At 36.4% G+C, this 23,546-nt stretch carries 23 protein-coding genes and 1 tRNA gene; 13 read left to right on the plus strand and 11 right to left on the minus strand.

What is annotated here, in order from left to right; genetic code table 11:
- Positions 1-4: 4 nt before the first annotated feature.
- The 4 genes from EPI11_RS00575 to EPI11_RS00590 all read right to left on the minus strand — a co-directional run bounded on the left by EPI11_RS00575 (position 5) and on the right by EPI11_RS00590 (position 4,218).
- Positions 5-1,048, minus strand: coding sequence for a hypothetical protein (locus EPI11_RS00575; RefSeq protein ID WP_128388014.1), 1,044 nt, complete (start codon positions 1,046-1,048; stop codon positions 5-7).
- Between the two features lie 332 nt (positions 1,049-1,380).
- Positions 1,381-2,367, minus strand: a complete 987-nt coding sequence (locus tag EPI11_RS00580; RefSeq protein WP_128388015.1) for a hypothetical protein — start codon at positions 2,365-2,367, stop codon at positions 1,381-1,383.
- Positions 2,368-2,410: 43 nt separating this feature from the next.
- Positions 2,411-3,136 (minus strand): LytR/AlgR family response regulator transcription factor, encoded by a 726-nt coding sequence (locus EPI11_RS00585; RefSeq protein WP_128388016.1) that lies wholly within the window; start codon positions 3,134-3,136, stop codon positions 2,411-2,413.
- On the minus strand, positions 3,133-4,218 hold the full coding sequence (locus tag EPI11_RS00590; RefSeq protein ID WP_128388017.1) for a sensor histidine kinase: 1,086 nt from the start codon (positions 4,216-4,218) through the stop codon (positions 3,133-3,135). The genes EPI11_RS00585 and EPI11_RS00590 overlap by 4 nt, the downstream gene beginning before the upstream one ends.
- Before the next feature lie 212 nt (positions 4,219-4,430).
- On the opposite strand from EPI11_RS00590, the gene EPI11_RS00595 reads away from it, so the two are divergent.
- A complete protein-coding gene (locus EPI11_RS00595; protein WP_128388018.1) occupies positions 4,431-5,138 on the plus strand; it encodes a hypothetical protein in 708 nt (235 codons plus the stop codon).
- Between the two features lie 18 nt (positions 5,139-5,156).
- Here EPI11_RS00595 and EPI11_RS00600 read toward each other — a convergent pair whose 3' ends face one another.
- The gene (locus EPI11_RS00600) at positions 5,157-5,996 is read right to left on the minus strand and encodes an alpha/beta hydrolase (protein WP_128388019.1); all 840 of its coding nucleotides are present in this window, start codon (positions 5,994-5,996) and stop codon (positions 5,157-5,159) included.
- Positions 5,997-6,109: 113 nt separating this feature from the next.
- Complete coding sequence (locus EPI11_RS00605; RefSeq protein WP_128388020.1) at positions 6,110-6,802, minus strand: aspartate/glutamate racemase family protein; 693 nt, start codon at positions 6,800-6,802, stop codon at positions 6,110-6,112.
- 104 nt (positions 6,803-6,906) lie between these two features.
- On the opposite strand from EPI11_RS00605, the gene EPI11_RS00610 reads away from it, so the two are divergent.
- Positions 6,907-8,343: an aminotransferase-like domain-containing protein gene (locus tag EPI11_RS00610; RefSeq protein WP_128388021.1), complete on the plus strand. Its 1,437-nt coding sequence runs from the start codon at positions 6,907-6,909 to the stop codon at positions 8,341-8,343.
- A 218-nt stretch (positions 8,344-8,561) separates the two neighbouring features.
- Here the strand turns inward: EPI11_RS00610 and EPI11_RS00615 are convergent, their stop codons facing one another.
- Positions 8,562-8,999, minus strand: a complete 438-nt coding sequence (locus EPI11_RS00615; RefSeq protein ID WP_128388022.1) for a retropepsin-like aspartic protease — start codon at positions 8,997-8,999, stop codon at positions 8,562-8,564.
- 98 nt (positions 9,000-9,097) lie between these two features.
- Between EPI11_RS00615 and EPI11_RS00620 the strand changes: the two genes are divergently transcribed.
- The 9 genes from EPI11_RS00620 to EPI11_RS00660 all read left to right on the plus strand — a co-directional run bounded on the left by EPI11_RS00620 (position 9,098) and on the right by EPI11_RS00660 (position 15,932).
- Positions 9,098-9,865: a TatD family hydrolase gene (locus EPI11_RS00620; protein WP_128388023.1), complete on the plus strand. Its 768-nt coding sequence runs from the start codon at positions 9,098-9,100 to the stop codon at positions 9,863-9,865.
- 68 nt (positions 9,866-9,933) lie between these two features.
- The gene (locus EPI11_RS00625; protein ID WP_128388024.1) at positions 9,934-11,070 is read left to right on the plus strand and encodes a 1-acyl-sn-glycerol-3-phosphate acyltransferase; all 1,137 of its coding nucleotides are present in this window, start codon (positions 9,934-9,936) and stop codon (positions 11,068-11,070) included.
- A complete protein-coding gene (locus tag EPI11_RS00630) occupies positions 11,060-12,088 on the plus strand; it encodes an asparaginase (RefSeq protein WP_128388025.1) in 1,029 nt (342 codons plus the stop codon). The genes EPI11_RS00625 and EPI11_RS00630 overlap by 11 nt, the downstream gene beginning before the upstream one ends.
- A gap of 52 nt (positions 12,089-12,140) precedes the next feature.
- Positions 12,141-12,228: transfer RNA gene (locus EPI11_RS00635), tRNA-Ser, on the plus strand.
- A 213-nt stretch (positions 12,229-12,441) separates the two neighbouring features.
- Positions 12,442-13,017 (plus strand): tetratricopeptide repeat protein, encoded by a 576-nt coding sequence (locus tag EPI11_RS00640; protein WP_128388026.1) that lies wholly within the window; start codon positions 12,442-12,444, stop codon positions 13,015-13,017.
- 239 nt (positions 13,018-13,256) lie between these two features.
- Positions 13,257-13,658: a helix-turn-helix domain-containing protein gene (locus EPI11_RS00645; protein WP_128388027.1), complete on the plus strand. Its 402-nt coding sequence runs from the start codon at positions 13,257-13,259 to the stop codon at positions 13,656-13,658.
- Positions 13,659-13,860: 202 nt separating this feature from the next.
- Positions 13,861-14,739, plus strand: a complete 879-nt coding sequence (locus EPI11_RS00650) for a helix-turn-helix domain-containing protein (RefSeq protein WP_128388028.1) — start codon at positions 13,861-13,863, stop codon at positions 14,737-14,739.
- Positions 14,740-14,989: 250 nt separating this feature from the next.
- The gene (locus EPI11_RS00655; protein WP_128388029.1) at positions 14,990-15,319 is read left to right on the plus strand and encodes a LytR/AlgR family response regulator transcription factor; all 330 of its coding nucleotides are present in this window, start codon (positions 14,990-14,992) and stop codon (positions 15,317-15,319) included.
- A 100-nt stretch (positions 15,320-15,419) separates the two neighbouring features.
- Positions 15,420-15,932: a hypothetical protein gene (locus EPI11_RS00660; protein WP_241657556.1), complete on the plus strand. Its 513-nt coding sequence runs from the start codon at positions 15,420-15,422 to the stop codon at positions 15,930-15,932.
- Between the two features lie 175 nt (positions 15,933-16,107).
- Here the strand turns inward: EPI11_RS00660 and EPI11_RS00665 are convergent, their stop codons facing one another.
- On the minus strand, positions 16,108-17,769 hold the full coding sequence (locus EPI11_RS00665) for a serine hydrolase domain-containing protein (protein WP_128388030.1): 1,662 nt from the start codon (positions 17,767-17,769) through the stop codon (positions 16,108-16,110).
- 79 nt (positions 17,770-17,848) lie between these two features.
- The gene (locus EPI11_RS00670; protein WP_128388031.1) at positions 17,849-18,661 is read right to left on the minus strand and encodes a helix-turn-helix domain-containing protein; all 813 of its coding nucleotides are present in this window, start codon (positions 18,659-18,661) and stop codon (positions 17,849-17,851) included.
- 298 nt (positions 18,662-18,959) lie between these two features.
- Here EPI11_RS00670 and EPI11_RS00675 point away from each other — a divergent pair, with 298 nt between their 5' ends.
- Positions 18,960-19,835, plus strand: coding sequence for a DMT family transporter (locus EPI11_RS00675; RefSeq protein WP_128388032.1), 876 nt, complete (start codon positions 18,960-18,962; stop codon positions 19,833-19,835).
- 289 nt (positions 19,836-20,124) lie between these two features.
- A complete protein-coding gene (locus tag EPI11_RS00680; protein ID WP_128388033.1) occupies positions 20,125-21,285 on the plus strand; it encodes a hypothetical protein in 1,161 nt (386 codons plus the stop codon).
- 81 nt (positions 21,286-21,366) lie between these two features.
- Here the strand turns inward: EPI11_RS00680 and EPI11_RS00685 are convergent, their stop codons facing one another.
- Both EPI11_RS00685 and EPI11_RS00690 read right to left on the minus strand, forming a co-directional pair.
- Positions 21,367-22,464, minus strand: coding sequence for an AI-2E family transporter (locus EPI11_RS00685; RefSeq protein WP_128388034.1), 1,098 nt, complete (start codon positions 22,462-22,464; stop codon positions 21,367-21,369).
- Positions 22,465-22,575: 111 nt separating this feature from the next.
- On the minus strand, positions 22,576-23,130 hold the full coding sequence (locus EPI11_RS00690) for a hypothetical protein (protein WP_128388035.1): 555 nt from the start codon (positions 23,128-23,130) through the stop codon (positions 22,576-22,578).
- Positions 23,131-23,546 lie beyond the last annotated feature (416 nt).

Consider the following 23,546-nt stretch of genomic DNA (forward strand, 5'->3'; position numbering starts at 1 on the left):
TGTTTTATGGTAATGCATCTATAGCAGCAATGACAGTTGCTTCTGTTCCTGTAAGGATGTCTGCAGTTGTTATTGTAATTATTCCACTTGGCGAAATTACAACTGGTTTTATAGCATATTCCCAAACACCTCCTTGTGCTGAAACGAAGATAGCATAACATGACATTCCAATAGGCAGTTGTCCGTAATGTTCAGTGAACATATTTGTAGTCGGATCAAACCTATCCATTGGTGCTATCGAGTTTGATACATTATAGTAAGCAATATAACAGCTTGAATTGGTATTGTTATAAGCTGGAGGTACCTCTATATAAACTGTAGTTTTAGGATCAGGTAAATTATAAAGTACATCAATATTCGTCCATCCAAATTGAGTAACTCCTAATGTGTAAGATCCGCCCTGAGCTGGTACTAAGTCAGGATTTCCTTCAGGGCCTTGTTTTTCTTTCCATGTAACATTACCTTCTGGGTTTGGAACACCATCGCCATCAGTATCTGCAACTTTTCCATCCCATACTGTCATTCCTCCGGTATTACCTCCATTGTCGTCGGTAAGCGCAGTAGGTACGGTAAGTACGATTGGATTACCATTATCAAGATTTTGTCCTTCCTGGTTGGTCATGTTTATAAAGAACTCCCCGCCTGTTAAAAGAGGGCGTAGTTGAATATCATCCGGGTTTTGAGGTACGTCTTGTGCTATTCCCATTGTGGTTTTATTAGCAGTGACCATATTTCCGGCTTTAAATATTTCTTTGTATTCCACTTTTACCTGTCCTTGCACAGGAATACCTCTAACAGTAAATTTTTTAGGATTAAAACGTATTTGAACCCCGCTTTTCGTTTTAAGGACAACCGGTCCCTGATTTGTATTAAAGGTGAAATGCTGAGTTAGTTTTGCATTAGCTTCTCGCTGTAAAACAGCCAGCTGGCTTTCGTTTACTTTAGCATTTCTGCCCGAGTCGTCTGTTTTTGTCAAATTTTCTTCACTGCTGCAGGCAGATAAGATTAAAGCCACGATTGCAGCCTTAAAAAGTAGGTGTGTTTTCATAAAATTACTTAATTAAATTGATTGGTTATTAAAAAAATTAAAGCATAAATAACACATGGTTAATAGGTTACTGCTATTTATGACCAAACGAATATAAACAAGTAATTAAAACACAGTTGATGTTTTCTTTAAACGGATCGTTTTTATCTGTAACTGGTTATCAGATTGTTAAGGTTTTATTAAAAGAGAAACTTTGGAAAGATTATTGATACTCTCTAATTAGCTTTTTTAGTGTTTAAAATCAGATTTTTAGTTAGTTAGAATAAAAGCCCTGCTTAGAAGTAAGCAAGGCTTTTTTGTTTTTTTAATAGGTATGTGCTTATTTGAATATTTTATTTTTTTCTTTTTAAGAAAGGATTGTATGAAAAGCCAAGGTTAAAATAAGCAGTGCCATCTTGTTTTGATGAAAATATATAATCGTTTGTAGATTTTCCTCTTTCGGAAGCTCTTGAACTAAACACATTGGCAAGCCCCGTTTTAAAAGTGGCAATTAAATCTTTGTGAAGTACGTGCTCGTAGGTTATTCCGGAGTTTATTTCCAACTGTCTGTAATCATAAACGTGAGCAAAACCGGGTTGGTTGGTATAAGTGTAAAAACCATCGGCAACTAATTCTGTACCCAGTGACAGTTTACCATTTGCGAATAAAGGCCTTGTTAGGAGTACACGTTGAGGCAGGATAATATCAAGTGTCCAGGGAGAATTTAAAAAAGTATGGTTCATTATGAATGTGGGCGCTACCGGAACCTGAGACGTTGGATCTATAAAAACAACCAGACCAACACCAATAGTCGTCCTTTCTGTACGTTTTAATATTATGCTTCCGCCAACTATAGCTTTTACACGCTCTGCATCTTTTTCTGTACCGTCACCTATTACACTTATGTTATATATGAATGGCTTGTTAAACAGCTTAGCATAGTAGGTAAAGCTTAAAGCAGCCGATAGATAGTGATACTCCATTTTTGAAGATAGAGGAGTTATTTCTGGTAGATAAGTAGTAACGTTTTTAGTTTCAAAAGTCTCATATTTATATCGTAAGCTAGAGGTTATAGTCCACCTTGGTTTAGAAAATACCGGAATATTGGCTGCAAAACTTAGCTTAGAATGATTACTTATTTCTCCTTTTTGAAAGTCTTTATCCAATAGTTCTGAATTAAAATCAGTAGGGGCATATTGCTGGTACTGAATATTAAACACCCGGGTTGAAGGGAACCTGTCTGTAATTTCCTGACGCACCGTTTTCTTTAATTTACCATCGTCCTGAGCGTTTACGGTAAGGCACAGCAAGGTCATTAAAAATAAAAAATCATTTTTCATTTTAGTTGTTTTTTGAGGTTTGGTAATTTGAAAAGGTATTTTTCTACAATTTATCAGACGTATTTTTCCCTAAATATTGATCAAGGAACTTTTTACGGTATACTTCGCCAATAGGAATTTCTGTGTTTTTAATATATATTGTATGATTGTCAAACGAATCGATATGAGTACTGTTTACAAGGTATGATTTACTCACTCTTATAAATGTTTCTTCAGGAAGGTACTGCGAAATGGTTTTTAGATTCATTGCAGTAATGATCTTATGGTCGTTTACATACATTACAGCATAATCTTTTAATCCTTCAATATAAACAATCTCCTTAAAAAGAATCTTATGGTATTTTCGGTCTGACTTGATAAGTATAAAATCACTTTCGGTACTTTCAATGGTTCCTTTGTCGTTTCCTTTTGCCAGTAGGTTATGATATACGAGCGCTTTTTTTATGGCTTTTTCGAGACGGTCTTTAATTATTGGTTTTACAAGATAGTCAATAGCATCTACCTCATAACTTTTTAAAGCATATTGAGAATAGGCTGTTGTAAAAATTATAAGGGTTTCGTCTGTAATGGTCTGGGCAAATTCCAATCCGTTAACTCCCGGCATCTGTATATCCAGAAAAATAAGATCGACGGTATTATTGTTCATGAACTCCCGTGCTTTATTCACTCCATTAAAGCTCCCGATAACATTAATTTCCGGAATATCCTGAATTAACAATAGCATCCCTTCCCTTGCCAATGGTTCGTCATCAACTATTATACAGTTCATACCGGTATTTTTAAAGTTACTTTAAACGTTTTTTCGAGATTTTCCATTTCAAGATCAAAATTGTTTCCATATAAAAGTTCCAGTCTGCGTTTCACGTTTACCAGTCCTAAGCCGCTGTCTTCGCCAAAAAAAAGAGGTTCTTGCGGCTTTGTATTTTCGCATAAAAATACAAGACTTTCATCATAGACACTAAAAACAATTTTTACTTTAGAAGAATTATCAGGATCTGCACTATGTTTAATCGCATTCTCTACAAACGTGGTGAATAAATTTGGAGATAAAAGCAATTGGGAAAGCTGTTCTTTATTACTACTTTCATTCTCTACAGTAATGCTAAAGCTAAAGTCATCTCTACGGATGTTTTCCAGTCCCATGAAATCTTTCAGAAACTGTATTTCAGATAAAAGCAGTACTTCCTGTTGGTTGTTGTCATAGAGCTGGTAGCGTAAAAAATCGGAGAGTTTCAATATAACAAGCGAAGCCTTATCCGGATTTTTTCTTACCAGCACATTCACGTTGTTCAGCATATTGAACAGGAAATGCGGATTAATTTGGTTTTTGAGTTCCCGTAACTCAATTTGAAGCGAGTTTTTTTCAAGCTCATTTATACGATTTGTATCCCTGCTCCATCGTTGGAATAGTTTTACTGATGTCGATGAAAAAACTAAAAGCACGAATAAATTTGTGATTCCTATTATTTCCCTGAATTCGCTTGTAGCACGAGGTAATGTAAGTGTAGCAATTCTGTAGTTGTTAAAATAATCTTCTATCAAAATCCGTTTTATAAACAAATAGCCTGATACAATCATTATTACAAGGCTAAATAAATAACTAAAGTATTTGGCTCTGAATAATAACTTCGGTACAAATACGTACATGTTTATATATACCATAAGTAAATAGAAAAAGATCCAGGTGAAATCATAAAAAAACTGATGACTACCACTAAATTCTTTAGGTTTTTCAGGGTCGTAAAAAAGGACTGCAGCATAGGTTAGCACAAGCAAATGCCTATATATCCTATACTTAGGCATAATAAGAAAATCTACAAACCAGTTCTTATTGCAATAAATTTTTTCCATCTCTTTATTTTGTGAAACTACCACGATGCGAATTAAGATAAAAACAAATTAGCATCTATTTATTTTATACTAACCCGTGTTTTATTTATACCAAACCCTAAGCTACTACTTTTTTACCCCCTAAATAACGTCTTTAGTATAAAATAGTTTTGGGTTGGTATAAAAAACGGATTGTTATTAATCATTGCGATTACATTTGATAAAAAAAAGTTATGACACCTCAAATTCAAAACATTGATGACTGGATTGCTGACATTGAATTATCCGGGCTTACTGCCGAGAAACAGCAGATCGAAATAAAGAATGTAACTGATGTTTGGAAATTTACTGAGATCAGGAAGTTAGACATGATCAGTCCGGACAGGCTGTTGATAAAAAACAATGCCGGTATAAGGGAAGTTGTAAATGTTCAGTGTGTCGATTTCATATCCGATAAAGATATTGCAAGACAAATGCTAAATGAAATAGAGGTGGAGTTGGCAGATAATACAAAATATATTGGCAGATACCATATTGATTTTTACGACAGTAAAATTAATTTTAATCATACTCGTTTACAAAAGGTAAAACATGAAATTATAGCGGCTATTAAAGGCGAACTTATTACGTATAATTATGTTTCAAAAATTGTAAAGATGCCTTCAGAGAGTTTGATAGTACATGCTAATAATTTTAAAGTAGTAGAATGTACTATTGAAAGTATTAAGAAACATCTTAAAAAAACACTTCTTGATTTTTCTGAGCCCAGATGGTTAATTATGGTTTTAAGCTCTTTTGATAATAACTGCGATTACTTCTATTTTAACGAAACGATCTTTGCAGATACTTTTGAGCACGGCTTTAATAAAGTGTTTTTGTTTGATTTTTATAAAAGTGAAATTATAGAAGTCGGATCAAAAATTTTACACGAAAAGGTATAACTAAACCGTTTAAACGGTTTAGTTTTTTTTTGGATATAATGTCCTGAATGCATTAAATAACGCCGGGTGTGTAACCGTAGCATGATCTTCTTCGGGTAAATAGTCAAAGAATACTTTCACGTTTTTAGATTTACCCTGTTTAATTTTATCAAAAAGAAGCTTAGCATCTTCTTCCATAATATGGTTCTTTGAGCCGTCTATAGAACCTTCTTTCCCCACACCAATATAAACATCAGTAGTTACATTATAGTTTTTTTGTAAAATGACAGGATTGTCTTTTAGCAAATAGCCGTCACGCCACCAAAGACTCGGACTAATAATTACGTACTTATCAAAAAGTTGTGGTTTTGTAAAGAGTATTTCTGTAGCTAAAAGCCCCCCCAATGACTGGCCAATAATCATCTTGTGTCCGTCTGTTTTGTATTTGTTTTCTATGTATGGCTGTAACTCTTTTTCCAGGAAAGATATAAATTTTGCCGATCCGCCTCCGGGAGGAACTAATTTTTTATCACTCTCACGATCACTTGGGGAGGTGAAATCGCGCTTGCGGTTAATATTAGCAATACCCACAACAATAGATTTTGGAACCCTATCAATCCACGCGAAAGTGTTGTACTGCACTAAACCTACCACATGAATAAAATCTTCATTTGCCGATCCATCCAATAAATAGATCACCGGATATTTAGCTGTACTGTTATATTCTTCAGGAAGATAAATATTTAGCACCCTGTCTTCACCTAACAGTTTTGAATGTATGGTTTCTATAGAGCCTAACACAAATGGTTTAGATGCTGTTTGTGCCAACATGCTTAATGAAGTTAAGCAAAGTAAAAAAAGTGTAATCTGTGTTTTCATACTATTTTTTTATGTTTCCCTAAGCCATTAAATATCAATAAGTGGAAACACAGGGTAAAAATACTTAATAATTTTACCCTTATCAAATAACAAGATTACCCTTTTATGTAAAATCAGGATAATGCAAATTTAACAGCTGCCAGCGAATGGATTTTTGTAGTATCAAAAACGGGAACGGCAACATCTTCCTGTTGTATTAGTAAAGGTATTTCTGTACAGCCCAAAATAATGCCTTCAGCTCCGCGTGCAATTAGTTTATTAATGATTCCAATGTATTTTTTTTTGGTCTCGCGATTTAAAATACCACGTCCCAATTCGTGTAATAGGGTCTCTTCTATATAATCCCTGTCGGCTTGGTCATCAGGAGTAATCGGTTCAATGCCGTGGGTACGTAGTTTGTCTTTATAAAAATCCAGCTCCATTGTATAAGTAGTTCCCAAAAGGCCTACTTTTTTTAAACCTTTTTCGTGAATGGCATTTGCTGTTGCGGTAGTAATATGGATAAGCGGCAGCTGGATTTTTTCCTGAATACAATCTGCAACAATGTGTGCTGTGTTGGCACACAATACAATAGCTTCTGCTCCGGCTTTTATAAGATTTTCAGCGGCATTAAGAAGTAGCTCATACGTGGTGTCCCAGTCGTAATTCGCATTGCTTTTTTGGAATTCGTCGAAATTGACCGAATAAATAAGGCATTCGGCAAAATTTAAGCCGCCTAACCCTTCATTGATACCTTCATTAATATAACGGTAATAATCTACAGTCGATGTCCAGCTAATGCCACCTACAAGTCCGATTTTTTTCATGCTATGATTTTTTAGATTCTTTTATAGAAATAACAATAAAAACAAAAGTATGTACCTTTGAAAAACTATAACAGATACAATAAATGAATATTTTACTGTAACAGATGAAAGAATTTCATTATATAAACGTTGCCGGGAAACTGGAAGGACTAATTAATAAGAATACATATCCAGTTGGAGAAAAACTGCCTTCGCTGCGTAATGTATGCCAGCAGTATAACGTGAGTGTGGGAACAGTTCTTAAAGCATTTATGCTGCTTGAAGATAAGGGGTTGATCAATGGAAGAGAACGGTCAGGGTATGTAGTGCTTCGAAAATCGACAAAGTTATCTCTGTTACCCCAAAGTATTAAGGGTACTTTAGGTATACAGGATGTTGCTATAACCCAAACATTGAGTAAAACCCTTTATGCGAACAAAACAGGTAAAGATTATGTGTCTTTTTTTGGAGCGGTACTGGATAGTGATCTGTTACCGTTTAATGCAATCCGAAGGAGCCTGCAGCAAGCTTCCAGAGATCTAACGGGAGCACACCTTCAATACGAACAGCCTGCCGGGAATACCATGTTACGACAGGAAATAGCGAAACGTTCTTTTAAATGGAATGGGAAATTGGCGACAGACGATGTTATAATTACAAACGGAGCTTTAGAGGCGGTTAGTTTGTGCCTTCGTGCTGTGGCTAAAGCGGGAGATACCATAATTATTGAAACGCCTTTTTATTTTGGAGTACTGCAAACCATTGAATCATTAGGTTTAAAAGTTATTGAAGTAACAGGTAATGGTGAGGAAGGAATAAGTATAAAAAGGCTAGAGCAGCTATGCAGCACGCAAAAAATAGCAGCATGTGTATTGATGTCTAATTTTAATAATCCGGGAGGGATGCTGCTAAGTGATGAAAAGAAACAAGCTTTAGCTGAATTCGCTAACTGTATGAAAGTTCCGGTTATTGACGATGATATTTATGGTGATTTACATTATGGAACTGTACGTCCGTCAAATATCAAGTCATATGATACCGAAGGATGGGTAATGTTGTGCTCTTCTTTTTCCAAATCATTAGCACCCGGACTGCGAATAGGCTGGTGTGCCCCTGGAAGATTTAAGGATAAAGTAGTAAGTCTTAAAGCGGTTACTAATGTAGCCACAGCGAGTATTATTCAGCTTTCGTTGCTTTCTCTATTAAGAACAGGAGCTTATGACCGCTATTTACGAAAATTGCGCCCTGAAATGCACCGGTTGGTGTTGTTAACCACAAAAGCAATAGAAGAATATTTCCCTGAAAGTACCCGAATTAGCAGGCCTCAGGGAGGGTTAGTACTTTGGATAGAATTACCACAGAATATTGACACTATTGTGCTTCAAAAAGCGGCATGGGAACAGCATATTGATTTTGCACCGGGAACATTATTTTCCAACAGTGGAATATATGAAAACTATTTAAGGATTAGCTGTACAATATGGAATGCTAAAAGAGAAAACGGATTAAAACAATTAGGAACTTTAGTAAAACAATATCTCAACACTGGTACTTATAATTAAAACAAAACCCTGCTAACTACTTAGCAGGGTTTTTACATATATAGCGATACCTTTTGGTAGAATATTATATCGTAATAAGCATGTTGTATGATTATCAGATGATAGAAATTCTAAAAGGTTGCGTTGTAGTTTATATTATTCTTTAATGATCTTTAGGGTTTTGTTCTCACCCGAGGCAAATAGTTTAACAAAAGCTTGATATCGGAATTTTATACTTTTTATCGCAAATAAACACAATGGTTGTAATAGTCTATAACGGCCTTTCCTTTCATAAGGATATCAGCACCAATAATACCGTGAACAGGCTTTGCTTTGTATTGGCGTAATGCCTCATTAACGTGCGACATGTCAAAAATGACCAATCCAAAATCCTTGGTAGACCATCGGCCCATTTTTAGTGTATTTTTTACAGAAGTCTGCGTAAGCATACCCGTAGCACCAGCACCTGCTGCTTTAGTATCCGAGTCGGATGCCGAAAGTGTAAAGTGGGCAATGCCTTTAAAATCCACACAGCTGTTTGAAGCACCTGTGTCTAATATAAAAGTACCTTCAATACCGTTTATTTTGGCTTTTATTAATAAATGCTGTGTTTTAGATATTTTGAATTTTACCCGTGTGTAACCTTTTTCTTTTAAGGTATGGTGAAGGTTTTCCATTTTAAAGATTTGCTTTCAATCAAAAATACTTTAAATTCTAATATAATTACAGTAAAAGACGAGGCAACTTTGTAATTTTGCAGTCCAAAAGCAGAATAATGATCCTTACCGATACCCATACCCATTTATACAGCGAAGAATTTAGCGAAGATCGCGATGCCATGATACAGCGTGCCTTTGATGCTGGTGTAACACGTCTTTTTGTGCCCTCTATCGATTCCTCTTATACAACACAGATGTATGAGCTGCAGGCGCAGTATCCGGATAATATTTTCCTGATGATGGGACTGCATCCTACTTATGTAAAAGAGAATTACAAAGAAGAGCTGGCGCACGTAGAAGAGCAATTAGCAACCCGAAAATTTGCTGCTGTGGGAGAGATCGGGATCGACCTTTTTTGGGACAAAACACGCCTTGCCGAACAGCAATATGCGTTTAAACACCAAATTCAGCTGGCTAAAAAGTATAAATTACCCATAAATATCCATTGCCGTGATGCTTTTGATGCCGTTTTTGAGGTTTTAGAAAGCGAAAAAGGAGACGATCTGTTTGGGATCTTTCATTGTTTTACCGGCGATTTCGATCAGGCTCAAAAAGCGATATCCTATAATATGAAATTAGGAATAGGAGGGGTGGCTACTTTTAAGAATGGTAAGATAGATCAGTTCCTTGCCGATATCGATCTTAAACACATAGTGTTAGAAACCGATTCGCCTTATCTTTCCCCTGTGCCTCACAGAGGAAAAAGGAACGAAAGCAGCTATACACTTTTGGTGGCAGAAAAACTTTCGGTTATTTATGGCGTTCCTGTTGAAGAAATTGCAGAAATAACCACTCAGAATTCTAAGCGTGTTTACGGGATTTAACAAAGAATGTCAGTTAAATTCATAAATTTTTTGTTCATTTGTGAATTGTTTTAACCTTAAAGAAGTACATGTCGAAATTTGATCATATACGGCCTTTTTATGACAGTGAAGTAAATGAGGCTATATGTAGTGTGGTACAGCATCCTATGATGAAGGCACTCATGAGCTTTGCGTTCCCGGATGTGGAAGAATCTGTCTGGGCAGAGCAGCTTAAGAAAACACATTCTAAGCGCGATTTCCAGGTTAATTTTATCTATCCGGCAGTACAAAAAGTACTGGAAAAAAGTTCCGATGGGCTTACAACCTCCGGTTTCGAGAAACTGGATAAGCATACACCTTACCTATACATTTCCAATCACAGGGATATTATTCTTGATACATCATTAATCAATGTGTCGCTGTACGATCATGGCCTTGTCATGACGGCGTCGGCTATTGGTGATAATCTGGTGCAAAAAGCCTTCCTGCATATATTGTCGCGCTTAAACAGGAATTTCCTGGTACAGCGTGGCCTTTCGCCAAGAGAATTACTGCACAGCTCCAAACAGATGTCAGAATACATTTACCAGCTGCTGCTGCGTGAAAACAGATCGGTGTGGATTGCACAGCGTGAAGGACGTACTAAAGATGGTAACGATACCACTCAGCAGGGCGTGCTTAAAATGCTTGCAATGGCATCTGACGAAGAAAACCTGATGGATTACTTCAAGAAGATCAAAATTGTACCTGTTTCTATTTCGTATGAGTACGACCCAACCGATATGCTTAAAATGCCGCGACTTATGGCAGAAGCTAACGATGAGGTATACATCAAAGAAAAGAATGAAGATTTCATGACGCTAATCAGTGGTATCATGGGTCAGAAGAAAAGGATACATATCGAAGTAGGCAATGTACTGGATACAGAACTGGATAAGATCGCAGAAGGACAGGGAAATCAAAACAAACAAATACAGGCCCTTGCCCAGGTAATAGACGATTCTATCCTGAGCAGCTACAAGCTATGGCCTACCAATTATATTGCTTACGATTTGCTCAATGAAACAAATCAGTTTGCAAGCCACTATACAGAAAAAGAAAAACTTCTTTTTGAAAGAAGGCTGGAGATGCGTATCGATATAGAGAACAAGATCGTGAGAGAAGGTTTCCTTGCTATGTATGCCAATCCTGTGGTAAATAAAATGAAATACCAAAATGCAGTCTAAACCCAGTATTTTATTGATATATACCGGAGGAACTATAGGCATGGTCAAGAATTTTGAGACCGGAGCACTAAAGGTTTTCGACTTTAAAAAACTGCTTCAGCGCATACCTGAGTTAAAACAGCTGGACTGTCATATAGAAACGGTTTCTTTCGAAAAGCCCATAGACTCATCCAACATGGATGCTACGGAATGGGTAAAGATCGCTGCACTTATAGAAGATAATTATAACGACTTTGATGGTTTTGTGATCCTTCACGGATCAGATACCATGTCCTACTCGGCATCGGCATTGAGCTTTATGCTCGATAACCTTGAAAAGCCGGTAGTGTTTACAGGTTCGCAGCTGCCTATTGGCGACCTGCGTACCGATGCTAAAGAAAACCTGATCACAGCCATCCAGATAGCATCGCTTAAACACAAGCACCTGCCTGTAATACAGGAGGTGTGCCTGTACTTTGAATACAAACTGTACAGAGGGAACCGAACCACAAAAATAAGCGCTGAGCATTTCAATGCCTTTACATCGCCTAACTATCCGGCATTAGCCGAATCGGGGGTGCATTTAAAGGTGAGTAATGACCTGCTGCTGCCACAAACCAAAGGCAAAGACCTTATTGTTAGCAAGGAAATGGATGATAACGTAGTTATCGTTAAAATGTTCCCTGGTATTAACGAAAGAGTAATGTCTGCTATTGTAGCCATTCCGGGATTAAAAGGGATGGTGCTTGAAACTTACGGGTCAGGAAATGCGCCGTCTGAAGACTGGTTCATTAACATTCTTAAAAAGGCGATAGACAGCGGCCTGCACATAGTAAATGTAACACAATGTTCCGGAGGTAGTGTAAATATGGGTCATTATGAGACCAGTACCATGCTAAAGGAAATAGGGGTAATATCGGGTGCTGATATAACAACAGAAGCAGCAATAACGAAGATGATGTACCTGTTGGGACAAAATACTCCGGATGCAAATTTTAAAAGCCTTTTTGAAACGGCACAGCGTGGGGAATTGTCGTAATTAAGTTTTTAAAATCCATTTTAAAATCCTATTTTTGCGCGCACAATAATTTAGAGAGGTGGCCGAGCGGTCGAAGGCGCACGCCTGGAAAGCGTGTATGCTCCAAAAGGGTATCGAGGGTTCGAATCCCTTCCTCTCTGCAAAAAATGAATGCTCCCATCAGGGAGCATTTTTTGTTTTAAGGCATAGTTAAGTAGCTGTACCCTTCATGGCTTTCCATTGCAAATTTGTAAGAAAAAAACATTACATTTGAGAGTCTATAAAATGAAATAAACCTTGGTAATTTTGGTGTATATACGAAGGTTTGTTTTGCATATAAACGAGTTAGTGGTAATCATAAAGACGTGTATCATATGTTAAGAACATTATTTCTTTTACTCATTACATTTTGTATATTTTCTTGTGAAAATAAAGATCCAAGAAATATTAAGTCAACACGAGACAATAACATTGTTGGAGATTTTGATAGAGAAAAATATCCACTTATTCAAAAAGCTATCGAGTTGGGATTCGAAGGAAATCGTGAGGAAGCAATCGAAAAATTTGATGAAGCAGAAAAAGAATATGGTCAGTTGGTTATTATTTCACTTAATAGAGGAATTATATATAGAGAACTTGAACAATTAGATTATGCTATTCAAGATTATACGTTATGTCTAAAAATAGATCCTAATTATTTTCCAGCATTAATTAATCGTGGAATTACTAATAGTTATTTGGATAATTATGAAGAAGCAATAGCTGATTTAAATAAAGCCATTAAATTAGACTCAAAACAACCTATCGGATATTTAAATCTTGCTATAGTTTATTCTATGATGAACAAAAAGGAATTGGTTTGTGAAAATCTCACTAAAGCAACGGAAACGGACTTAAATAGTGTTTATCAAGATGCTATCAAAGAGTTGGAAAAAGAAAATTGTGAATGATTACATGACTACGGCTAACAGCTACTACAATGGATTTGGTCAATTGGATTAATGGGAAGATGGTTTTGTATTTGGGATGTTTCAAATAAATTCGAATAATGGCTTACTTTAGTCTCAAACTTTACAGACTGCATTGATATTTAAAGTAGCTAATGATTTTCTCACCCGTAAAACACATAACTCCACCTGTTTTTTACCAACAGAAAACTCCTGAAAGAAATAATTACTATATTTGAAGTATGAGCACAGCAACAAACCATATAGGAAGAAAGATAAGCCGTATTAGAGAACTTCGTGACATGAAGCAGGAAGCTTTGGCACAGGCTTTAGGTACAAACCAACAGGCAATATCGGCTATTGAGAACAGCGAAACCATAGATGAAGAAAAACTTGTAGAAGTGGCAAAAGCATTGGGTGTCACTCCTGATGCTATTAAAAACTTTTCTGAAGAAGCTGCAATAAATTATTTTAACACCTTCAATGAGGCTGTTTCAAGCAGTAACTTTGGAAACCACAACGTGTGCACTTTTAATCCGTTAGATAAATTAATGGAAGTGGTAGAAGAGAACAAAAAGCTTTACGAACGTTTATTACAGGCCGAAAAAGATAAGCTGGCTTATCTTGAAAAGCTTACCAAATAATATAAAAAGCCTCATAGTATTGAGGCTTTTTTGTTGCCGTACATTCTGTTTACCTTAAATTCCTTTAAATCCTACCTATAGTGGTGAATAACAACTATAAGTAGCGCAAATACAACTATAAGTTTTGGTGTTTTTTTGATTCCGGAAATGCATCGAAATACCTTTGTAATGTCGAAAAGAATAAACAAAAAAATCAGAACCTATGTTAAGTACTAAAACGATAGGCAATAAAATTGCCGAAGCACGAAGGAAAATAAATGTATCTCAAGCCCAGCTTGCAGAGCGTTTATTCATTAGCCCGCAGGCGGTAGGAAAGTGGGAGCGTGGAGAATCTATGCCGGATATTACTACTTTAAACCGTCTTGCAGAAATTTTGGGTGTTGATCTTAATTATTTTTCAGAAAACTTCCAGTCGGTAGCCACAGATGGCGAACAGGTTAAAAAACCGGAGGAATCTGAAACGCAGGAAAAAAAACTTAGCTGGGATATGTCACGCGGTAACTGGGTGGATGCCGACTTTTCAGGATTGAAAAATCTGCATGAAAAATTCAGTTCTTCTAATATGCAGCGCAGTAAGTTCATTGGTTCAGATATGTCCGGGCTTCTTCTAAAAAACAATAATGTCGAGAACTGCGACTTTTCAGGTTCCGATATCAGTGGCAGTCATATTCATAACTCCCATATGGTCAACAATATCTTTAAGGATTGTTTGCTCAAAGAAACCGAATTCTCAGGGAGCCATATCAAAGGCTGCGATTTCTCTGATGCCGATTTTACCGGAGTGGTGTTTAAATCGTGCTCTTTTCAAAAAAATGTGATAGCAAATGCAGTATGGAAGCGCACCTCTTTTAATGCTACACAAATTGATAATATGGTTTTTGAGGGTACATTGGAGGATTGCTATTTTGAAAACAGCGCATTTTCTAAAGTCACATTCCAAAATTCAAAATTGATTAATATTTTCTTTAAAAGCAGGAGTTTGAAGCAAATCCGCTTTATTGACTGTGAGGCAGATCGAATGACTTACGAGTTCCTGAAAAATGGGAAAGCAGATGTAACAGGCATCAAGCTGTTATCATAATGAAAATGAAAGGCGGAATGACAAAATACAAAAAAGCCTCCAATATTATGGAGGCTTTTTTGTATTTTGTCATTCCGAATAAAAGATTTTCGACTGCGTTGCACTCCGCTCAAAATGACACACTTATTTACGTTCTGTCATTTCGACGTGAGGAGGCTAGAGGCTATAAGCCGACTGGCGAAGCAAATCTCACACAGTATTTTATTTCTAAATTGCAGGCTATAATCACTAACTCCCTTATTAGCAAAAAATGACAAACGACCCTAACTACACTTTTATAAAGACCGACAAAAAATTAATCAAATTAAGTTTTGATGATATTTTGCTCATAAAGGGATTAGGGAATTATGTTGAGATCTTTGTAAGGGATAATAAAAAATACATTTATTACAAGTCTTTAAAAGACCTTATCGACAAATTACCCAATGAATTTATGAGGGTTCATAATTCATATATTATAAATTTAAAGAGGGTAGACTACATTGAAGATAATCATTTAATAATTGCTGATCATAAGATCTCAATTGCTAAAAGCTACAGGGAATGTTTAATAAACCGGATTGACAAATTGCTGTTGTAAATACGGAATTGGACATTCTGAATAAAAATTTATGCCGACTAAATAATTTATTTTTATAACATTCAGAATGTGAGTTGTTTTGTGCAAATAAAATAACAAGATGAAGCAATTACTATCTTGTCTAACACTCCTAACCATTATGACAGCAAATAATTTAAATGCACAAAACAGAGATTTTGAAAAAGACGTAAAAACAATCGAAGCGCTAATAAAGGCAAGCTATGAGGTTGTTTCAGGCGAAAAAGGAGCAAAACGTCAATGGGGAAGAGATGATTATTTGCATCATCCCAAAGCGGTATATTCTTACTTTGACAGGCAGAAACAAGAACAATCAACCATGACATTGCAGGAGTTTCATAAAGAAACAGATGATATGGTATTTGACACTGCCTTTTATGAAAATGAAATTAACAGGGAGGTGAGGCTATTTGGTAATGTTGCTCACGTTTGGAGTACTTATGAAACAAGATTAGAAAAAGGCGGAAAGGTGGAAAGAAGAGGAATTAATAGTATTCAGCTCATTTTTGAAAACAATCGTTGGTATATTATTTCCTGGACATTTTGCGGAGAAACAGATAAAAACACTATCCCAAAAACATTTGATAGAAATTGAAAAAAGGCTATTAATAAAAGTTTCATTGCGCTCAAAATGACATTCTTATTTAGGTTTTTGTCATTTCGACGATAGGAGGCTAGAGGCTGTAAGCCGACTGGCGAAGCAAATCTCAAACAAAGATTTTTCGACTGCGTTGCACTCCGCTCAAAATGACACTTTCCGGAGAGCCTTTTTATTTTAAAATTGCAGGCAGTAAATAATCGCTCACTATTTTGTCTGACTGTGCATGGCCATACGGCTTATTGTACGCTTTAGAAGTTATGATAACGACAAGCGGCAGGGTTTTAAAAATTATAAATTTGTTTCCGCCATTTCCTGAGCAGTAGTACGTTTCATAATTTTTACCTTTATACGTTACCGTTTTATTCCAAAACAAATAACCATAGAACTCGTTATCCCTTCCTTGTATTTGGATTTTTTTTGTCAGCGTTTTTTTTACCCATTGTTCAGGTAGTAGTTGCTTGCCATTCCACACTCCATTGTTTTTATACAGCTGGGCATATTTTGCGTTGTCCAACGATCGCATTTGCAGACCGCCCGCAGTATTCGCGACCTTTTGTGGTGTGTATTGCCACTGATAATTGGTAATGCCTAAAGGCTTAAAAAGTTTTTCATCGGCATATTTCTCTAATCCTCCCGGAACATTTTTGTTCAAAATATCGCCTAGCAGTACTACGCCGGCAGTAAAATAATCCCATTTGGTACCGTTGGTTTTGGCAGAATCGACAGCCAGGTCTAGCGTGAATTTCACCCAGTTATCGGTAGGGTACATGTTTTCTTCATTTCCGGGCGAATCGCTATCTGCATCCGAACCATCAAAAGCTGAACTCATAGTCAGCAGGTCGGCTATTTTAATGCTGTCTTTTTTTACATTGTAATTCGCATATTCCTTTAGGTTATAAAAAGAATGTAAGGTTTGCTTATCGTTTTTAATATAGCCTTCATTTATAGCAATGCCCATAAGGGTAGAAGCAAACGATTTCCCTACTGAACGGGTGTCGTGCAGCGTGTTCCTGTCGGCACCATTAAAATATTCTTCCAGTAAAAGCTTGCCATCATAAACAGCAACTACGCTGGTTATCTCCTTTAGGTTATAGGCTGCAATATCTTTATTCAGCAGTTCGATTTTGCTCCTGTCAAACTGCAGGTTGGAAATTTCCCATCCGCTGTTGGGCATTATGGGCTGGATCGCCATTTGCTTTGCGGTTACTTCGGGTGTTTTTATAATTAGTTTAATCTCTCCGGAGGCTATTAGTTTACCCACTTTAGCTTCTTTGCTATCATTGGTAATAATATAAGGCCGTACTTCGATCTTAAGTTTATGGCTGCCGAGCGTTAGCGCTTTTTCACCTCCATTTAGTTTGAATCTTTCCCACATGTTGAGTCCCCATAAATTTTCGCTTTTAGAGCTCGTAAGCGGAACCCTTAGCGCTGTTGAGGTGTCTTTACTGCTGTTGTACCCAAAATTACAGCCGTTATTAATATTCTCTTTATAGATGAACGTATCGTCAATGTAAAAAGTAAACTGTAGGTTGCCTATTTTGACAAGTTCTTCAGCCGATAAATTTGGCGCTAACTGGTGCAGGTAGTTGGTTATGGAATTATCCATAAAAAACCTGATGTTAAGATCTGACTTATAGGTGAGGTTAAAAGAGGTAAGAAAGTCAGTACTTTTATATTGATCTAACGGAATATTTCCATTCATAAAAGTGACCTTACCCATGTTTTGCCTATGCAGTTCGCTGGTAACGCCGTCCGATTTAAACAGTTCGGTATTTTGAGCAGACGCAATAAGAAAAGAAAGATTGATTATGAGCAGTACAACTATTCGCATCAGTATTGGATTTATTAGATAGGAAACAAAAATAGGCTATAGCCAACAGTAAAAATTGTACAGGATTAACATTTGTATTTTATTTAGCCAAAAGTAATTTTAAATGTTCCGAAGGATTTAGGCCGTTCACTTCTTTAAAGCATCGGGTAAAATGACTCTGATCGGAGAAGCCGCATTCATGAGCGATCTCGGTTAATGATAGTTTTTTTAAAGCGATGAGCGACAGTGCTTTTTCTACTTTTAACTTTCTTACATACTCACTTAAAGTGCAGTGAAAGTACTTAGAGAAATCCCGTGAAAGGTGAACAGGGTGTATGCCGGCTATTTTAGATAAATACTCTAAAGTGACTTTCTCTCCAACCTGGTCGTGAAGAGCCTCATCGATACACTGTACCCATTTTGGGTTTTTATACAGGAGCGTTTTGTTGTGCTGCTCCAGTTTCGATAAGATCTCTATCAGCAGTGTTTGTATGGAAAAGTCTACAGCAGTGCCTTCAATTTTAGCAGCCCTGAAAACTTTATACATTAAAAACTTTATATCCGGATTTGAGATATTAATGCTGCCCTGTAAGTTGTTTTCTGTCAGCTCTAAAGTATCAAACCAGTGCTGTTCAATTTCAACGTGAAAACCTCTGGTAAAACCATCAGGTTTAATGTTATAATGCGGTTCCTGCCAATTATGAAAAAGCAGGTCTCCTGCTTTACAGTTATAGATTTCCTTTTTATTCCCCTCAATAACATTCCCTTCAATAATAAAAGTAAAATAGGCATGCTCATGATAATGCCAGTCTACCTTGCTATGGGTATAAACAGTATCGGTCAACGTTAACCCCTCCAAAGCTATGGTCTCATTTGTTTGTCCGTAAAATGTACCTTTTTGTAACTGCTTCATTACTGGATTCGTTTACTTTCCTTACGCATAAAGGTAGATAAATGATAGCGTAGCTAAACAAATTGGTGAAGCTTTTTTGTTTAACTTTAGCGTTCTAAATTCTGTATTTAGACCAAGACATTATGAACAGAACCTGCCTGCCTCCTCCAACAGCTTAATATAACACTCCGTTATATTAGCATTTTATGCAGCGAGCTAACCTTAATTAGCTGCGCTGGTATTGCTATATACTTACTCAATTCGTTTTAATTTATCAATACCATACCTTTTTAAAGGTATGAGTTATCTATTATATACAATGAAAAAAGCATATATACAATTGCACGCTTCACTCGTGCTGGCAGGATTTACAGGAATTTTCGGCCGACTTATCTCTCTTAACGAAGGACTAATAAGCTGGTACAGGCTACTGCTTTCGGGTCTGGTTCTTTTGCTGTTCTATTCCATTACAGGGAAAAAGCACAATGTTACTTTAAAGAATAAAATGAGTCTGGCGGTGTCGGGAACGATACTTGGGCTTCACTGGCTGTTCTTTTACGGTAGTATTAAGTACGCCAACATATCGGTAGGGGTTATTTGTTTTGCCCTTACCAGTTTCTTTAATGCTATACTTTCCCCGCTTATCGACAAAAAGAAGCTCTCCATTCAGGAGCTGCTACTTAGTGGAATCACGGTATGCGGTATTGGTTTTATATTCGGGCTCGATGCTAGTTACAGAACGGGAATAGTATTGGGTATCATCTCGTCTATATTTGGGGCGTTGTATACTATTTATAATGAGAAACAGGCAAAACAGTATGAAAGCGGTACAATAGTATTGTACCAAATGCTAGGCGGCTTTGTAGGGATCTCTATTATTATGCCCCTCTTTTTATATGTATCCCCTGTCGAGACTATTTTACCGTCTTTAGAAGATTTCGGCTGGCTGTTTGTTTTATTGGTAGTATGTACGGTGGTTATGTACAGCTTGATCACAGCGTCGCTAAAACATATTTCGTCGTTTACCGTAAGCCTGAGCTATAACCTCGAACCCATTTATACCATTATCCTTGCAATCCTGATCTATCATGAAGATAAAGGATTATCGGCAGGGTTTTATATCGGTTTGTCACTTATTGTACTTTCGTTAGTACTCCAAATGTACCGGATGAAAAGGTTGCAGCGCAGCACATAATTATTTCTTCATTAAAATTTTAAAGCCCTGTTCAGCAGGGCTTTTTTAATATTACTAAGTGCTGAAAATTAGGAAAATACACTTTATCGTTCATATGTTGCATTTAATCTCATTATCATACTTTCGTTCATGTTATAACTTCATAATGTGTACTTTAATGTAATAATCACCAACCTAACATTTTAAATTTTTAATTATGAGAAAGTGCTACATTAGCTTTATTAAGTCTTACTCAGTAGTTTTCACTGGAGTATTAATGGTTTTTCTGTTGTCTTGTGAATCAGACAAAATGTCGGAATCAGAACCCCAAAATGTTACTCCGAAAAATGGTGGACTTTCCAGTTCATCCGTTCCTCCGGATTTTAATGCCAGAGCGTTAAATCTTACAGAAGAGGAAGTCTATTTGTTTCCTGAAGATCCGAACTATGAAATGATCGACATGGGAAGGTATGCCTTAGGGAAAGTTTTAAAAGATATGATAAATGCAGCAGCGATTGCTCAAATAACAAATTATGCAAAAATCAACGGTGTTAAAACGGTAACTTTTGATAAGATATTTGGACTGTTCCCGGGCATGAAAGCTATGATCGATCAGAAGCTAAGCACTCAAAGTCTTCCTTCCTGTCCTTATGATTTCTCTTCTTTCGATAAGATCCAAAGCGTTATGAGCAGAGAAGGAATTGACTATAATCTGGGAGTATACATCTATAATCTTGAGTCGAACCCAGGCGGCGAGTTTTTTATTCTTACACCCGGAGCAGAATTGAACGATGAAGAAGGCGGAGAAGACCAGATAATGGCATGGTACAAAGGTGCTAACCTTACTGCCGATCCTATAAAAATAACAGAAGGTGAAGCAGGAACATTTGCTACAATGGGCGCTTTTTTTTCATTGGTACTTGATCCTAAAGTATTAGGTCCTGTGGGTAATGGTCCAACGGGACCAATAGGAGGGCCGCTTGTTAAAAAAATATGTGTCCGTCAGGTTAATATTAAACACCGTTACGAAAAATCAGGTAAATCTGAAATTTATTTCCATGCACTTAAAAATACAGGAGGAAATAACTGGGCAACACTATATAACAATTGGCCTGCAAACGATTCTTCAAAACATTTAACGAGTACAAAAAGTACAAATCAATGGGTTACGGTTGATAAGGGACAGGTTTTATTTAATAGTGACCTGAGTGTAGTATGGAATACTTTTGAGAGAGACTGGTACTCCAGTTTTAAGCCTGTAAATAATCTTCTTGGTGCTACAACGATGATGCAAAGCGGTGCTCCAATGACTTTTGCAAATGAATGGTATGCATTGGTGCCTTCAACGAATAATCTATCAAATAGTAAATCTATGGGGCCTTTCAAAGCACCAATATTAACCAATGGAGCTAGTAATACTTATCTTCTGGGTGAAGGGAGTAAGTTTCAGGCTTATTTTTATGCTCAATAATAGATAGCTAATACTATTTAAATTAAGAATAAAACAAAAACCCGCTGAAAAGCGGGTTTTTCATATTTATAGGGTAGTGTTTTACAATTGATCTTCTTTAAGTTCTTCGGGAGTTACAGGGACTACTTCCGGAGGATGTTCTTCACCAAGTACCATTCCCCAGGATTTAAGTCCGTCAACCCTGTCAAAAATAACTTTTACAATGGCTATGACTGGGATCGATAAGAACATCCCTTTAATGCCCCATACCATTTCGCCGACTACTAATCCAAGAAGCGCTACAAGCGTATTGATCTTAACCTTAGAGCCTACGATCTTGGGCATTATGTAATTTCCGTCTATAATATGGATAACTATTCCGGAGATCAGAACGAAAAACACATCGGTACTTCCCATGGTAGCAAAAGTAATAAGCAGTGCGATGAGCAGAGCAGTAAGGATGCCTATGTAAGGAATCACATTAAATGTTCCGGTAATTATACCCAATAAAAAGGCATATTTTATCCCAATGATTTCGAATGCGATACAGGCTAATGTCGAAACGATAAGCATCTGTAAAAATATACCTGTAATGTATTTTTTTACAATATACTGGATCTGGGCTACAACGTCATGAACAACTATTGCGTGCTCATCTTTAAAAAGCGACACCACAAATTTTAATAGTAATCGTCTGTGGAGCAGTATAAAAAATGTATATAAAAAGATAAACACAAGGAATAAAATAATGGAGGATACCGATAAAAGGGTACTGCCTAAGAGACCTGTTCCTTTGCTTAACATCTCAGATGTTGCAGTATCGACGTAGCCCATCTGGTCTTTACTGTTAATGTGGAAAGTATTATATATCCACGTTTGGATATCGGTAGACGCCACTAAGATTTGTTTTTTAAATGCAGGGAGATCGTTCGTGAGTTCACTAAGCTGGCTTAGTAATAAAACAAAGGTTCCAGAGATTACAACAATAAGGCTTAGCAGTACTAATATGGAAGATACTGAACGTGGAATTTTCCATTTGTGTTCTAAAAAATTGGCAAAGGGCAGCAGCAGCAGTGCAAAAAGCAAAGCAAATAATAAAGGTGCTAGCACTGTCTCTCCAATAATTGCAAGGTAAAACAGGCATATTATACTAATTAATATATGCGCCAGTTTGGTGTAAAATGGTGTTGCCTGCCTCATCTACTTATGTTTTTGTGAATAATAAGTAAAATTAGAATTAAATATGGTTATGTGCTATCTAATGAAAATCTTTTAGATTTATTTAATATAATGTTTAATCGGATTAAAATATTAATACCATGCTTCCAGTCTTGTTAAATCATGGGTTGATATTTCTCCGGGTTCACCCCATTTGTTATACATGGGTATTTGTTCAATACAGTCAAGGTTTGTTTCCAGGCTGTTTGTAGACAGCTCAAAATCAAAACGTGGGTTAGAAGCCGACATGAATTTCATTTCTTTTGAATTATCAATAAAGCTAAATCTGATGTCAATAAGCCCAATACAGCCCAGATGGTTTGCTGCTACATAACGGAGTAGTACTTTCTCGGGAGAATATACATAGGTGTATCCTTTTGGATCGGTCATATCACGGCCCACACTCTTTTGAACAACTTCAATGTCATGTTTTTTGATATGCTCTATCGAGTCAAACTTTCTATAGTTCACATAGAGATCCATTTCATATAAAGGATATACCGATTTGTTTTCGTCTTCTTCATTATCATCATATAACCTTCGGTACAGTGTATATTTACCTGAAGCCTGATTTTTATGGTCATAATTAAATGTAAATTCTACAAAAAGATGGCCGGTAGACGTATAGACTTTTAGACTTCTGTCCATGGGGAATGAATTTAAATTGTTGTAAGGTGTAATTTAGAATATGATTAATGCACGGCAGCAAAAACATATCAAATTTATTGAAAGCCCAACTGTTGATAGCAGGTGTAATTACCTGTTTTTAAAATTGTAAATTTTTACAGTGCTCAACAAAACAAACCTTCGCAATTGAGTACTATCATTGCATCTGTTATATTCTGCTTTAATACTCCCTTTTTGCGGTCAAAAATAACGGGAATACTCATTTTTGTTGGTTTTTTTATTCAACAGATGATATGAAAATATTCAAAGAATAGCTTTTTTGTGTTAAAATTTAGTCAATGCAAAGGAGGGTTGTCATAAAATAAAAAAAGTTTCGGATAAATATAGCTCGCTATTTTTAACGAGTCTAAATAAAATAAATTTGTTACTGTCAGTTT

Source organism: Flavobacterium cerinum, assembly GCF_004028155.1.
Taxonomy (GTDB): domain Bacteria; phylum Bacteroidota; class Bacteroidia; order Flavobacteriales; family Flavobacteriaceae; genus Flavobacterium; species Flavobacterium cerinum.

Bases quoted from the DNA above. Each gene is read 5' to 3' on its own strand.
- EPI11_RS00665 (WP_128388030.1), bottom strand. From the start codon at position 17,769: ATGCGAATAGTTGTACTGCTCATAATCAATCTTTCTTTTCTTATTGCG.
- EPI11_RS00620 (WP_128388023.1), top strand. From the start codon at position 9,098: ATGATCCTTACCGATACCCATACCCATTTATACAGCGAAGAATTTAGC.
- EPI11_RS00595 (WP_128388018.1), top strand. From the start codon at position 4,431: ATGACACCTCAAATTCAAAACATTGATGACTGGATTGCTGACATTGAA.
- EPI11_RS00630 (WP_128388025.1), top strand. From the start codon at position 11,060: ATGCAGTCTAAACCCAGTATTTTATTGATATATACCGGAGGAACTATA.
- EPI11_RS00605 (WP_128388020.1), bottom strand. From the start codon at position 6,802: ATGAAAAAAATCGGACTTGTAGGTGGCATTAGCTGGACATCGACTGTA.
- EPI11_RS00585 (WP_128388016.1), bottom strand. From the start codon at position 3,136: ATGAACTGTATAATAGTTGATGACGAACCATTGGCAAGGGAAGGGATG.
- EPI11_RS00690 (WP_128388035.1), bottom strand. From the start codon at position 23,130: ATGGACAGAAGTCTAAAAGTCTATACGTCTACCGGCCATCTTTTTGTA.
- EPI11_RS00680 (WP_128388033.1), top strand. From the start codon at position 20,125: ATGTCGGAATCAGAACCCCAAAATGTTACTCCGAAAAATGGTGGACTT.
- EPI11_RS00660 (WP_241657556.1), top strand. From the start codon at position 15,420: ATGAAGCAATTACTATCTTGTCTAACACTCCTAACCATTATGACAGCA.
- EPI11_RS00575 (WP_128388014.1), bottom strand. From the start codon at position 1,048: ATGAAAACACACCTACTTTTTAAGGCTGCAATCGTGGCTTTAATCTTA.
- EPI11_RS00580 (WP_128388015.1), bottom strand. From the start codon at position 2,367: ATGAAAAATGATTTTTTATTTTTAATGACCTTGCTGTGCCTTACCGTA.
- EPI11_RS00600 (WP_128388019.1), bottom strand. From the start codon at position 5,996: ATGAAAACACAGATTACACTTTTTTTACTTTGCTTAACTTCATTAAGC.
- EPI11_RS00645 (WP_128388027.1), top strand. From the start codon at position 13,257: ATGAGCACAGCAACAAACCATATAGGAAGAAAGATAAGCCGTATTAGA.
- EPI11_RS00615 (WP_128388022.1), bottom strand. From the start codon at position 8,999: ATGGAAAACCTTCACCATACCTTAAAAGAAAAAGGTTACACACGGGTA.
- EPI11_RS00670 (WP_128388031.1), bottom strand. From the start codon at position 18,661: ATGAAGCAGTTACAAAAAGGTACATTTTACGGACAAACAAATGAGACC.
- EPI11_RS00675 (WP_128388032.1), top strand. From the start codon at position 18,960: ATGAAAAAAGCATATATACAATTGCACGCTTCACTCGTGCTGGCAGGA.
- EPI11_RS00685 (WP_128388034.1), bottom strand. From the start codon at position 22,464: ATGAGGCAGGCAACACCATTTTACACCAAACTGGCGCATATATTAATT.
- EPI11_RS00590 (WP_128388017.1), bottom strand. From the start codon at position 4,218: ATGGAAAAAATTTATTGCAATAAGAACTGGTTTGTAGATTTTCTTATT.
- EPI11_RS00625 (WP_128388024.1), top strand. From the start codon at position 9,934: ATGTCGAAATTTGATCATATACGGCCTTTTTATGACAGTGAAGTAAAT.
- EPI11_RS00610 (WP_128388021.1), top strand. From the start codon at position 6,907: ATGAAAGAATTTCATTATATAAACGTTGCCGGGAAACTGGAAGGACTA.
- EPI11_RS00640 (WP_128388026.1), top strand. From the start codon at position 12,442: ATGTTAAGAACATTATTTCTTTTACTCATTACATTTTGTATATTTTCT.
- EPI11_RS00655 (WP_128388029.1), top strand. From the start codon at position 14,990: ATGACAAACGACCCTAACTACACTTTTATAAAGACCGACAAAAAATTA.
- EPI11_RS00650 (WP_128388028.1), top strand. From the start codon at position 13,861: ATGTTAAGTACTAAAACGATAGGCAATAAAATTGCCGAAGCACGAAGG.